The organism is Stieleria magnilauensis (assembly GCA_007753675.1).
GTDB lineage: Bacteria > Planctomycetota > Planctomycetia > Pirellulales > Pirellulaceae > Stieleria > Stieleria magnilauensis.
Genome location: CP036432.1, coordinates 6,827,746 through 6,840,719 on the forward strand (window position 1 = coordinate 6,827,746; position 12,974 = coordinate 6,840,719).

Annotated in this window: 7 protein-coding genes; 6 read left to right on the forward strand and 1 reads right to left on the reverse strand. The window is 58.0% G+C overall.

From position 1 onward, the window contains the following. Positions 1-46 precede the first annotated feature (46 nt). Positions 47-1,441, reverse strand: a complete 1,395-nt coding sequence (locus TBK1r_RS24435; RefSeq protein WP_419580352.1) for a sulfatase — start codon at positions 1,439-1,441, stop codon at positions 47-49. 456 nt (positions 1,442-1,897) lie between these two features. Here TBK1r_RS24435 and TBK1r_RS24440 point away from each other — a divergent pair, with 456 nt between their 5' ends. The 6 genes from TBK1r_RS24440 to TBK1r_RS24465 all read left to right on the forward strand — a co-directional run bounded on the left by TBK1r_RS24440 (position 1,898) and on the right by TBK1r_RS24465 (position 12,970). Then, a complete protein-coding gene (locus TBK1r_RS24440; RefSeq protein WP_419580133.1) occupies positions 1,898-3,607 on the forward strand; it encodes an IS1182 family transposase in 1,710 nt (569 codons plus the stop codon). Positions 3,608-4,208: 601 nt separating this feature from the next. Next, positions 4,209-6,641, forward strand: a complete 2,433-nt coding sequence (locus TBK1r_RS24445) for a PSD1 and planctomycete cytochrome C domain-containing protein (RefSeq protein ID WP_145216791.1) — start codon at positions 4,209-4,211, stop codon at positions 6,639-6,641. 2 nt (positions 6,642-6,643) lie between these two features. After that, the gene (locus tag TBK1r_RS24450; protein WP_145216794.1) at positions 6,644-8,119 is read left to right on the forward strand and encodes a DUF1501 domain-containing protein; all 1,476 of its coding nucleotides are present in this window, start codon (positions 6,644-6,646) and stop codon (positions 8,117-8,119) included. A gap of 442 nt (positions 8,120-8,561) precedes the next feature. Next, on the forward strand, positions 8,562-10,565 hold the full coding sequence (locus TBK1r_RS24455; RefSeq protein ID WP_145216797.1) for an arylsulfatase: 2,004 nt from the start codon (positions 8,562-8,564) through the stop codon (positions 10,563-10,565). A gap of 201 nt (positions 10,566-10,766) precedes the next feature. Further along, positions 10,767-11,636: a hypothetical protein gene (locus tag TBK1r_RS24460; RefSeq protein ID WP_145216800.1), complete on the forward strand. Its 870-nt coding sequence runs from the start codon at positions 10,767-10,769 to the stop codon at positions 11,634-11,636. A gap of 44 nt (positions 11,637-11,680) precedes the next feature. Next, a complete protein-coding gene (locus TBK1r_RS24465) occupies positions 11,681-12,970 on the forward strand; it encodes an ABC transporter permease (RefSeq protein WP_145216803.1) in 1,290 nt (429 codons plus the stop codon). Positions 12,971-12,974 lie beyond the last annotated feature (4 nt).

Consider the following 12,974-nt stretch of genomic DNA (forward strand, 5'->3'; position numbering starts at 1 on the left):
CGAGTCGTCGTAAGGTGCGAAACGTGTGTCGCCGTTGCCAGGGCTGCTATTTCCGCCGCTTCCACTGTGGTTTGGCTTCGGGCTGCTCGTCCAATTTGGCGCGCAGCTGCGCAACGATCTCAGCCGATGTCGCGGCGATGTTCTTTGTTTCCAAGGGATCGACCTGGTAGTCATAGAGTTCGATCTCGGCTTGTTCGCGTGGTCCTGCCACCGCCTTCCACTCCACCATTCGATAACGACTGTTTCGAATGGCACGTCCGAGTCGTCCGCCGCGCGGATAGACGTGTGTCACAAAGTCTCGAGCGGTCGCGTCGGCGTCTCGGATGACATCCGCAAAACTCTGACCGTCCAACCCGGCCGGCGTCGGCAATCCCGCCAACTCACTCAGTGTCGGATACAGGTCAACGGTTTCGATCATGGCCTGGGTCGCCGCACCGCGGACACCGTCCGGCGCCGCAACGATGATCGGAATGCGCGCCGCTTGCTCATAGTTTGTGTGTTTGCACCACATGCCATGGTCACCCAGATGCCAACCGTGGTCCCCCCACAGCACGACGATTGTTTCATCGGCGAGATTCAACCGATCGAGGGCATCGAGCAACTTGCCGATTTGCGCATCGGCGTAGCTGGTTGCGGCGTAGTAGCCGTGGATCAAATGACGCGTGGTGGCTTCGTCGATCTCGCCCCGGGCCGGCATATCGCTATAGTTGCGAAGCTCGCCAAACGTTGTCGAGGCGTAGCTGGGTGCGTCCCGCGGCGGTGTCTTGACCTTCGGCATCGGCAAGTCGCGTTTGTCGTACAGATCCCAGTAACGTTTGGGTGCGATGAAGGGCAGGTGTGGCTTGAGGAATCCGACGGCCAAGAAGAATGGTTGCTCGGTTCGTTTCTTGTAGACTTCCAGCCGGTGGACCGCTTCCTCGGCGATCAGGCCATCGGCGTAGGTCTCGTCAGACACATCGGCGGATTCGGTTGCCGGGCCGCGCACCCGTCCTTTGGCATCCGGCTTTCTCATCGCCAAGTTTTTTTCCAGGACGTACGCAGCGGCCTTGGGACGCCAAGACGCGATACTCCAAGAATCGGCGTCATCACGATTCCCGTGGCCGGTGTGATAGATCTTTCCGAGTCCCTCGGCGAGATAACCGTTGCGTTTAAAGTGTTGGCTGACCGTGACCGCATCGGGTGCCGCATCGCGAAAATGCGTGGCCAAATCGTAGACGCCGATGGTTTGAGGCCGCAAACCGGTCATCAGTGCATTCCGGCTCGGCGAGCAGACGGCCTGATTGCAGTACGCCATATCGAACCTCACTCCCCGGGCGGCCAGGGCATCGAGATTCGGCGTGACAGCGACCGGATCTCCGTAGCAGCCGATCGTCGGTTTAAGATCATCGACGCAAATCAGCAGGACATTCGGAGGTTTGCAGTGCGCTGGGGGCGAAGCCACGATGGCAAACAAGCACAGCAAAACAGTAGCGCAGATTCGTCCGAACATTGTGGTGGATCCAATCGGGTTTGGGGCGGCGGAGTTAAGGGGCGACGGGCAACGCTGTGAAGCATTTATTCCCTGCGTTTGACGAGGTGTTAGCGGCAGGGCGCAAGCCCTCCGGTCCCTCATCGTTCCCGAAACACCGGAGGGCTCGCGCCCTACCGCTAAAAAAATGCTTCACATGTTAGCGGCAGGGCGCAAGCCCTCCAGTCCCTCATCGTTCCCAAAATACCGGAGGGCTCGCGCCCTACCGCTATAAAAATGCTTTACATGTTAGCGGCAGGGCGCAAGCGGCCTGTCGGTTTAGTGTATCCACAAAACGAGGGGAGGTGGCTTAGTAGGCATCGTCACGATGTTTGCTATTCTTGGCGGATCGTCGTCGCGATTCACTTCTCACGCAGGGAGGCTTGCCCAGTGAGCCAGAGACAACCCAAGACCAGCTATTGGCAGGAAGCTCCTACACCACGCGGGCAACTGGTCCTCATTCCCACCGCCCTGGAGGAACTCATCCCTCAGGATCATCCCGTTCGCTTGGTCGACGAGATTCTCGATCAGATGGACTGGACTGATTGGGAGGCGGCCTACAACGGCGGATTCGGTCAGCCGCCGATCCATCCCAGCGTAATGGCAAAGATCCTGCTGTTTGCCATGATTCGGCGAATCCGATCCAGCCGGAACATTGAATACGAACTCAAGCATTCGATCGATTTTATCTGGCTTAGCAGCGGTCGCCGCATCGATCACAGCACGATCAGCGACTTCCGCCGAAACAATAGTGATGCAGTCAAAGGCATCTTCAAACAAATGGTCAAGCTGGCGATCAACCTGGGGATCGCCAATCTCTCGGAACTGTGCATCGACGGCACACGCATCCTGGCTGACGCCAACAAATACAAGACTTGGACGGCCAAACGATTAGCCAAAGCACTCGAAGAACTTGACGCGCAAATTGATGAGGCCCTGGAAACCTTCGAAGTCAACGACGCATGCGACGAAGATCTCATCGGCCAGGACGTTTCGGCGGACCGCCTCCCCGCCGCCGTCGCCAACTTGAAGTCACGCCGCTCACAACTGGCCGCTCATCTGGAGACGGTCAATGCGATGGACGAAGTCCGCAGGAAAAATGGGACGAAGGGCCCCGCCCAGTTACCCAAGACTGACACGGACAGTCGCATTCTTCCCAATAAGGAGGGTGGTTACGCAGCCAACTTTACTCCGATGGCGACGACCGAAACGCAGAGCGGCCTGATCGTTGCGGCGGACGTCTTGATCGGCAACGTCGAACACCACGAATTTGCCACCATCGTCGACTGTGTGGCCAACGACTTTGGAATTGACATTAAGCGAGTCATGGCTGACTCGGCTTACACGACGGGCAAAAACCTCACTGCGGCTGAGGAAAAACAGATCGAACTGATTGGCCCGCTTGCCGAAACCAATCGCGAGAACAACCCTGCCGAGCGTTCGGATTTGACTGAGCCCGTTGCCGCCGATCAGATTGATCAGTTGCCGGTTAATCCACAAACCAAACGATTTGACAAAGCAGCGTTTGTGTACGACGAAGCGAACGACTGCTATTACTGCCCGGCAGGCAAAGTGCTTTCACATCGGACGACCGAGAACACGACGCATGGCGACGGCTCTCCGGTGCAGCGAAAGGTTTACACCTGTTTTGAATGCGAGGGCTGCACGCTGGCTGGGCGTTGTCGCAAGAACGTGAAGCCAAAAGACGAGGCAAGCAGCAGCGAGGCATCGTCCCAGGAGTCCAGCGAAGCGACCTCGTCGGACAAGCGAGCGGGCAAGCGACGTGGTCGCAAGCCTGGCCCGCCACGTGGTCGCGAGACGATGCATGATGAGCATGAAGGAGCGCGACGTCGGCAGCGTGCGCGAATGGAAACGCCTGCAGCCAAAGAGGCTTACTCTCGTCGTCAGCATTTCGGTGAAACGCCTTTCGCCGTGATCAAGAGCACGCTTGATATGCGGCGATTCCTGCTTCGAGGTATCGCAGGTGTGAATCAAGAATGGCGCTGGGCGGCGACCGGATTCAATCTGAAGAAAATCATGAGTTACTTGGCGAAGCTGCGCGCCGCCGCGGCGACACAATCGCTCGGAACAGCAAACTAGGGGAGATAGGGGGCATTTCGAACGAAATCCGCCACAAGCGAACGCCACGATCCCGTCAACACGCTTACCAACGACTCTGGATGCCCCGCATAGCACCATAAAAGCCTCGTCCGGAACCAAAATCGAATCAACCGTCCCCAGGAACTAAATCGACAGGCCGCAAGCCCTCCGGTCCCTCATCGTTCCCGAAATACCGGAGGGCTCGCGCCCTACCGCTAAAAAAATGCTTTACATGTTAGCGGCAGGGCGCAAGCCCTCCGGTCCCTCATCGTCCCAGAAATACCGGAGGGCTCGCGCCCTACCGCTAAAAAAATGCTTTACAGCGTTGGGCGACGGGGTTGGGGGGCGACATAACGACCTGTTGATGGGATCGACGTTCCCAAGTCAACTCGACCATGGTAGCCCGAACACATCCGCGAGGGAGACCGCGAGGCTCATCGCACACGCGTGCGGGCGTGCGGGCGTCAATCGACAGGCCGGTGCGCTTCCAGCTGGCGTTTTTCAAGGTTCGTCTGCCATTCTGGAAGCAGCAGCCCTGTGGGCACTATAATACGATGCGTCGATAAGCTGGCCCCGCGTGACGATTCATTGGATTTTTTTGATGCGAGTATGTTGTTGTGTTCTCCTCTGTGTGCTGACCGGCTGGGCGGATTGCGGCGCGGCCGATTCGGCTGGTTCGCAGGAGCAGCCCGTTTCGTTCAACCACCAGATTCGACCGATTCTGTCGGACACCTGTTTTTTCTGCCACGGGCCGGACGAAGAGGACCGGCAGGCGGATGTTCGTTTGGATATCGCGGGGCAGGTTGATTTAACGGAACTCGTCTCGCGCATCACCTCGGATGACCCGGATATGGTCATGCCGCCGCCGGATTCGAACAAGTCGCTCTCGCCAGAGCAAATCGAGCTGTTGACCCGCTGGGTGAAATCCGGGGCACGCTATGAGAAACATTGGTCGTTTGCCCCGCCCGCCGAAGTCACGCCGCCGACGATTGCCGGGGCGGACGAATCCAAAGACGAGATCGATCCGTTTGTGATCGCGAAACTGCGGGAACGCGGATTGACGCTCAACGAGGCGGCGGATCAACGGACGCTGATTCGTCGCGTCACGATGGATTTGACCGGATTGCCTCCCACGCGGTCGGAGATTCACGCGTTCCTCAATGACCCGTCTCCGCATGCCTATGAGAACCTGGTGGACCGATTGTTGGACTCACCGCACTATGGCGAACACATGGCGCGCTACTGGTTGGACCTGGTACGTTTTGCCGACACCAACGGATTGCATCACGATCACTATCGCGAAATGACTCCCTATCGCGACTGGGTGATTCGTGCGTTCAACGAAAACCTCCCCTTCGATGAATTCACCGTCGCACAAATCGCCGGCGACCTCTATGAACAACCGACGACGGACCAGTTGATCGCTTCCGGATTCAATCGACTGCACTTGATCATCGATCGCGGTACCGCCCTGCCCGAAGAAAGTTTCATGCGGAATGTGGTGGACCGCGTGTCTGCCGTCGGCACCGCGTTCCTGGGACTGACACTCGAATGTGCCGTCTGTCATGACCACAAGTATGACCCGATCACGCAACGTGACTTCTATCAGTTCTACGCATTCTTCAATAACTTTGACGGCGATCCGGAAACCGGTGGACGTCGCGGTCTGGACTTTAAACGTGGTCTTCAACCGCCGTATTTGGAACTGCCCAGTGAGAGTCAACGCGAGGAACTGGCGCGATTGAATCAGCAGATCGCCGACGTCCAATCGAGTCTCAAGAAGCTTGAACGCAAGCAGAAGTCGAATGAACAAGCGGGGCAAGCTGCCGAGTCCAAAGAACAAGATCGCGCGGCGGAAGAATCACGAAAGCAACTGAACGATCAACTGGCGCGACTGCAAGCGTCCCGTGACCAGTTGATCGAATCGATTCCCGCGACATTGATCATGAAGGAGCGTGAGGAGGTCCGCCCGGCACATATTCTGGTTCGTGGCAATTACGACCAACCCGGCGAAGTGGTCACACGGGACACACCCGGTTTTCTGCCACCGCTGGAATCGGATCAGCCGACCAAGACGCGGATGGATTTAGCGAGATGGTTGGTTGATCCGGACAACCCGCTGACGGCGCGGGTGGCGGTCAATCGATTCTGGCAACAATTGTTTGGTGTTGGAATCGTCAAGACGTCAGAAGACTTTGGTGCCCAAGGTGAACCGCCCACCCATCCCAAGCTGCTGGACTACTTGACGAACCGATTCGTCGATTCGGGTTGGGATGTCAAAGCGTTGATCCGAAAGATTGTCCTCTCACAAACCTATCGCCAAAGTTCGGCAGCCCCGCAAGAACGATTCATCGCCGATCCGCAAAACCGGCTATTGGCGCGCGGCTCGCGTTACCGTTACGACGCCGAAGTGATTCGCGATCAGGTGTTGGCGGTCAGCGGGTTGCTGAACCCGACGCTGTATGGAAAAAGCGTCAAGCCACCACAACCCGAAGGGCTTTGGAAGATCGTGGCCATGCCGTACTCGTACCCGCGCGTCTTTGAACCCGATGAAGGCGGCAAGATCTATCGGCGAAGTGTGTATTCGTTTTGGAAACGCGGCTTACCGCCGCCGCAAATGACGATCTTTGACGCGCCGACACGGGAGAGTTGCTCGGCCCGGCGGGAACGGACCAACACACCCCTGCAAGCGTTGGTGTTGATGAACGAACAACAATACTTCGTCGCCGCCAGAACGCTCGCCTCGCGGTTGCTGCAGACCGAAGCGAGCGATCGACAAAGGATCGAGATTGCCTATGAAACGATCACGTCAAAGATCCCGAGTGAAGACGCGTTGAATCGAATGATCGACGCACTGCAACAATTCCGCGCGGTCTACCGTGACAACCCGGATGCAGCCCAAAAGATGGTCGCGCAAGACGGCCCCGCAATCCTGCCAGCCGATGGTCCCGAACCGTCCAACACCGACTTGGCGGCGATGACGATGTTGGTCCACTCGCTGTTGAACCTTGATGCCACAAAGACGAGAGAGTAAGCATGGACACGAATCAGTCAACCGATCATCGGCGTGGGTTCCTCAAGGATTGTCTGTTGCGCCACTGCGGCATGGGACTGGGTGCGACCGCGCTGGCGACGTTGCTTTCACAGACTCGCTCCGATGCCAATCCGGCCACGAGTAGCGGCGGTGATCTCTCCGGCGGCGGACTTCACTTTCCCGCCCGCGCCAAACGTGTGATCTTTTTATTCATGGCCGGTGCGCCCAGCCAGATCGATTTGTTCGACCACAAGCCGGAACTGCACCAACAGTTCGGCAAGCCGTTGCCACCGAGCGTCAGCAATGGCCAGCGTGTGACGGCGATGACCAAGGGGAAAGCCCAACTTGTCGCGCCGTCGATGTTCTCCTTTGCCCCGCAGGGACAAAGCGGGCTTGTGATGAGCGAGTTGCTGCCGCACCTGTCCAACGTTGCCGACGATTTGTGCATCGTGAAGTCGTTGAATACCGACGCGATCAATCACGACCCCGCCAAAACGCTTTTCTGCACCGGGTCGCAGATCCCCGGCAAAGCGAGTTTGGGGTCCTGGCTGAGCTACGGGCTGGGACGCATGAATGAAAACTTGCCCGATTTTGTGGTGATGAATTCGGCGTTCTGGACCGGCGGCACCGGCAACGTGCAAGCGCTTTACAGCCGACTCTGGGGATCCGGGTTCTTGCCCTCGAAGCACCAGGGCGTTTCGTTCCAACCGTCCGGCGACCCCGTGCTGTTTTTGTCCAACCCGCCCGGTGTGATCCCGCCCAGTCGACAACGCATGTTGGATCTGGTCACGGAGTTGAACCGAGAACACTTGGACGAAGTCGGTGATCCGGAAATCAAAACCACGATCGCCCAACAAGAGATGGCGTTTCGGATGCAAACGTCGGTTCCCGAATTGACCGACTTGAGCGACGAGCCTGAGCATGTGCTTGCCCAATACGGTCCCGAAGTGCACAAAAGCGGGTCGTTTGCGCGAAACTGTTTATTGGCGCGACGGATGGTCGAACGCGGGGTGCGGTTCGTACAACTGTTTCACCGCGGCTGGGACCACCACGTCGGATTGCCCAAAAAATTGCGTGGCCAAGCGTACGATGTGGACCAGGCGTCAGCGGGACTGATTTCGGATCTCAAACAACGCGGATTGCTGGACGATACCTTGATCGTCTTCGGCGGCGAATTCGGAAGGACCACGTTCTGCCAGGGCAAACTGACTCCGACCGATTACGGCCGCGACCACCATCCACGCTGCTTCAGTGTTTGGATGGCCGGCGGAGGCATCAAGGGTGGAATGGCGTACGGACAGACCGATGAGTTCAGTTACAACATCGTCGAAGATCCCGTCCACATCCGTGATCTGAATGCCACGATTTTGCACCAACTGGGGATCGACCACAGACGGCTGACCTTCCCGTTTCGGGGACTGGACCAACGGCTGACGGGCGTCGAAGAAGCACACGTGGTCAAGGATATCTTGACGTAGGGCGTTTGTGGTTTGATTGAATGTCAGACGTCGGCAGCGGGTGGCGTTCGCGTGCAACCGTCGGGGTGATGGTGAGGAGATGAAGGCAGAATGATTCGGGGCAGAATTATGGAGACAAGGAGACAAGGAGAGAGGGAGACAAGGAGATGAGGGCGGAGCCGTCGACCGGAACTAGACCTACGGAGCCCCTGTTGCCACCCCATCATTCTGCCACCCCATCATTCTGCCACCCCATCATTCTGCCACCCCATCGCGTTGCCCCCATCGCGTTGCCCCCATCGCGTTGCCCCCATCGCGTTGCCCCCATCGCGTTGCCCCCATCATTTTGCCCCCATCGATTTGCCCCCATCGATTTGCCCCCATCGTTTTGCCCCCATCGTTTTGCCCCCATCGTTTTGCCCCCATCGTTTTGCCCCTCTCACCGTGAACCACTGACTGCTTGATGCGCATTGCAACCACACTGATCACTTCATTGACGCTGCTATTGATCAACTCGGCGATCACTTCTGCCGCAGACCGTCCCAACGTGCTGATGATCATGGTCGATGATCTCGGGTTTTCTGACGTCGGGTGCTATGGCAGCGAAATCGAGACGCCGAATTTGGATGCACTTGCCGACGGCGGACTTCGATTCTCCCAGTTCTACAACACCGCAAAATGCCACTCGTCGCGGGTGTCTCTGTTGAGCGGACAATACTGCATCGCGGCCGGTGACACGGCGCTCAACCATGCCGTCACGAGCGCGGAAGTGCTTCGCGATTCCGGCTACTTCACCGCGATGACCGGAAAATGGCATCTGAAACAACAGCCCACCGATTTCGGGTTTGACCGCTACTTCGGCCATCTCAGCGGCGCCTGCAATTATTTCCGCGGAGACAACACGTTTCGTTTGAACGGCGACAAATGGGAGGTTCCCCCGCAGGACTTTTACACCACGGTCGCCAACGTCGACTTTGCGTTGCAGTTCTTGGACGACGCGCGGGAAAGCGGCAAGCCCTGGCATCTCTACGTCGCCTTCAACGCGCCCCACGCTCCGCTGCAGGCCTTGCCGCAGGACTACGCAAAGTACCAGGGGCGTTACGAAGCCGGCTGGGATCGCATTCGCCAATCCAGAGTCGCCAAACAAGCCGAACTGGGATTGTTGCCGGCCGACTGCCCACCGAGTCCACGTCCCGAGCACATCCCCGCGTGGAACAGTCTGTCCGAAGCCCGAAAACGTTTCGAAGTGAAGCGGATGACCACCCTGGCGGCGATGATCGATCGCGTGGATCAAGAGATCGGTCGGCTGGTCACGGATTTGAAGGAAGCCGGCGAGCTTGACAATACCTTGATCTGGTTTGTGTCCGACAACGGCGCCTGTCCGTATGATCGCCGCAGCAACAAACTCGACGCGTTGCCGACCGACGGGACCGTCACGTGGAGTGATTCGACCGGTTGGGCTTGGGCACGAAACAGTCCGTTCCGCTATTACAAACAGAACCAATTTGAAGGCGGGATTTGCACACCGGCGATCGTGCATTGGCCGGCGGGCATCGAGCGTGATGCCGGTTCGGTCGTTCGTCAGCCCGCCCACTTGATCGACATCATGCCGACGTTTGCCGACGTGACCGGTTCAAAGATCCCGACCGAATACCCGGGACGCTCCTTGCGACCGGTGTCGGGGCAATCATTGCGGCCGCTGTTCAAGGGCGAGACAATTCAACGCGAGCAACCGTTGCATTTCCTGTTCGCCTCCGATCGTGGGCTTCGTCTGGGTGACTGGAAAATTGTCAGTTTCCGAAGTGAAGCGTGGGAACTGTACAACCTGACGGAGGATCGGACCGAACGGATCGACCTGGCCGAGCAGGAGCCGGAGCGTGTCGAGACGATGGTCCAGCAGTGGACCCGAATGACCCGCGAACTGCTTCACGCCCCAGACAGAGCCTACGCGCCTGTGGGGCCAGCAAAACTGCCCCATCGTCATCCCGAATGGACCAACTTCGATGCCGACCCGAGTGAATCAGGACGCGGCAATCAAGCAAACACAAACACACGGTCGCCGAAAGCTGGAAAAGCGATTCGGGCGAGGAAGAACACCAAGCTGAAAATCGCCGGCGATGAGTTGCGGCTGGAATTCAGCGGCGAAGATTCGGGACTGGCATTTGACCGGTTGCCCGAGACGCTGCCCGCAGGCCCGTACCAATTGGCGTTTCAGCTGCTGCGTCGTGCCGAGGGCGGAGCCGAAGTGTTCTATACCACCGACGCCACGACAAGTTTGCCCAACGGAATGCACGAAACGTTTGAGTTGGGCGGCGAGGGGCAATGGCACGACCACACGATCCGACTTGAGACCGAGCAGCGAATTCACAAACTGCGGCTAGACGTGGGTGAAGGCTCCGGGACGGCGACCATCAAGGAGCTGCGATTGCTGGACGACCAGGGCAAAGTCCTGTTGCGTTGGCCGTAGGGAGTGCTGGCCGTAGGGTGCGGTGGCGGTAAGAGCCGTCGTGCATCAGGACGGGTGACAGCCAGTGAACGAAAATCAACCCGAACCGGCTGAAGTCTCCACGACTTTTTTTCAGAAACTTGGCAACTCCTGTCCCCTCGCCGCGATGATGGAGGCATACCGGTCGAAGCGTTTCGTCGTGCCCTTATTCCCAGTGGATTTATGTCCGAACACTCCATCCCTCCCAACCCTTTACCCAAGGGTGACGGGAGCGTGCAAGAATATCGTTTCAGCAAGCAACTTAAGAAGATTCGAACTCAATTCATTTATGTCAACGGGATCAACACGCCGCCGGACGTCCACCAGAACATCGCGATCCTGATTTCGTCGATCACCAAGACCTCCGTCACGGGCGTTTACAACGCGACCGACGGAATGTTGGGCGATTTGAAGCAATGTGTCGGGGACTGGGTTCGTATTTTCGGCAGTCAAATCGGAGAGGAAGGTTTTTTTCGCGATCGCTTGAGTGAATCGGCGATCAACAATCTGGCCAGCACGAGCGTGGCGGGCCGCATTTCAGCGCCGTACCTGCATGCCTTGCGGGAGGCCTGGATTGCCCCCAGCGATGTCAAACCGGCCAAGAAAACGGTCGACGAAGTTCGCAAGGGGCTCAGTCGCAACGCCGCCGCATTGTCGCTGTTTGATGAAGTCACGCGCAACCTGAATCGTCCCAAGATCATTGTCGCTCATTCGCAAGGCAACCTGGTGACCAGTTTTGCATTGTGGGCCGTTCAATCGCTGTACGGCACCAGCGGGATGAGCAACTTGCAGGTGCGATCGATCAGTTCACCGTCGCCGGCCTGGCCGCGGGGGATCAATCATCGCATCAAGGTGTATGGTCAAAAAGACGACTTGGTGACGTGGTGCGACCCGAAGAACTGGATCGGCGCGAGATCGGCTGGGTTTTGGCGGATTTATTTCGGCGACAACCCGAAAGACATCCGTGGCGGTAACGCGATCGCTCCTCACGATGTGAAATACAATATCGAAAGGACTTCTCTGGCCCAGCGTCTCCGCAGCGATGCGAAGTAACCGAACCTGTTTCAATCCACTTTCCTCGAACGAGCGTTTTCACGATGGCTGACCTACGCCTTCCCGGTCCTGTCGGAACGAGTGATACGACGCTGCCGAACGATTCGGGGACCAACCAGTGTCGGCTGATGCCGACGCCGGGAACCGTCGGGCGTGACGGAGGCGTGGAAGCGATGTCGCTGGACGATCGCTTCGTGAAAGTCCTGCATTTGACGGTTCCCAAATTGCCCGCCGAGATTCAGGAAGAGTTTGCGGCGATGCTGTCACCGGCCAGCATCGGAATTATTGTCGGCGTGTTGGTGGTCTGGGCGGGGTCACACTACTTCGGCGTCGGATTCATCGCCGATGCCCTGTTGTTGATCGTCGGGCTGGGATTTCTGGGGTGGCAGGTCTGGTCGGTCGGCAACGATTTCGTGACGTTTGTGGAACTGACGTATTCGGCGCGCACCGAGGCGGACCTGGAAAAAGCATCCAAGCACTTGGCGAACTTCCTGGCGGTGGTCGGCGTCGCGGCCTTCATGGCGCTGATTGCCAAGGGCGCCAAACGCTATGGCCCGAAGATCAAAAACATGCGTGGGATCATCAAGGCGGCGACCGCCGCCGACGCGGGAATGCCCCCCAATCACTTTCGCGCGTTCCTACGGGCGGCCGCCAACCCGAACCGGCCACGGATCATCCTGGTGCGTCAGACCAATCCGAAATCGGTTCGCTGGATCCAAAAAGGTTTCCCGGCGAAACCGAAAGAGATCAAGTTCAAAACCAGCAAGCAAACCGGCATCGTGACGTGCAAAGATATCTCGGAGGTCGCCAAGGCGCAGAAAACGGTTCGCTCGGGCAGCAACAAGCAGTATTTCGTCGTCGACCGAAACCGCCGCACCGCGACTAACGGCAAAGGGGAAACCATCGATGTCAGCAACGCCGATTGGCCGGTCGAGCCGGGTCAGGTCGTCGACCCGCTGTCACAGAAACCATTGGTCGGCGATTACGACTTGATGGGCGTGATTGATCCCAACGCCAAAGGGCGAAACATTGCCTTGGCCGTCGACAACACGGCCAACGCACGTGCAGGCAAACCGGCCGGGACTCTGACCGACGACTTCACCAACACCGACATCAAAAAAGTCGCCGCGGACGTCAACAAACAACTCGACCAGGATCGTGTGTTGCACGGATCGCAAGAAGCCTTCGATAGCCTGGACAACTTGGCGGCCGATGAACTGGTCGTCGGCTTCTTCCCGGACGGCCAGGCGATGTCGTTCAACCGCGAAGGGCTGAAGACGTTCTACCAATCGATCGGACGTTCGACGTTGGACCTGAAGAAGTTCATGGATTGATCAA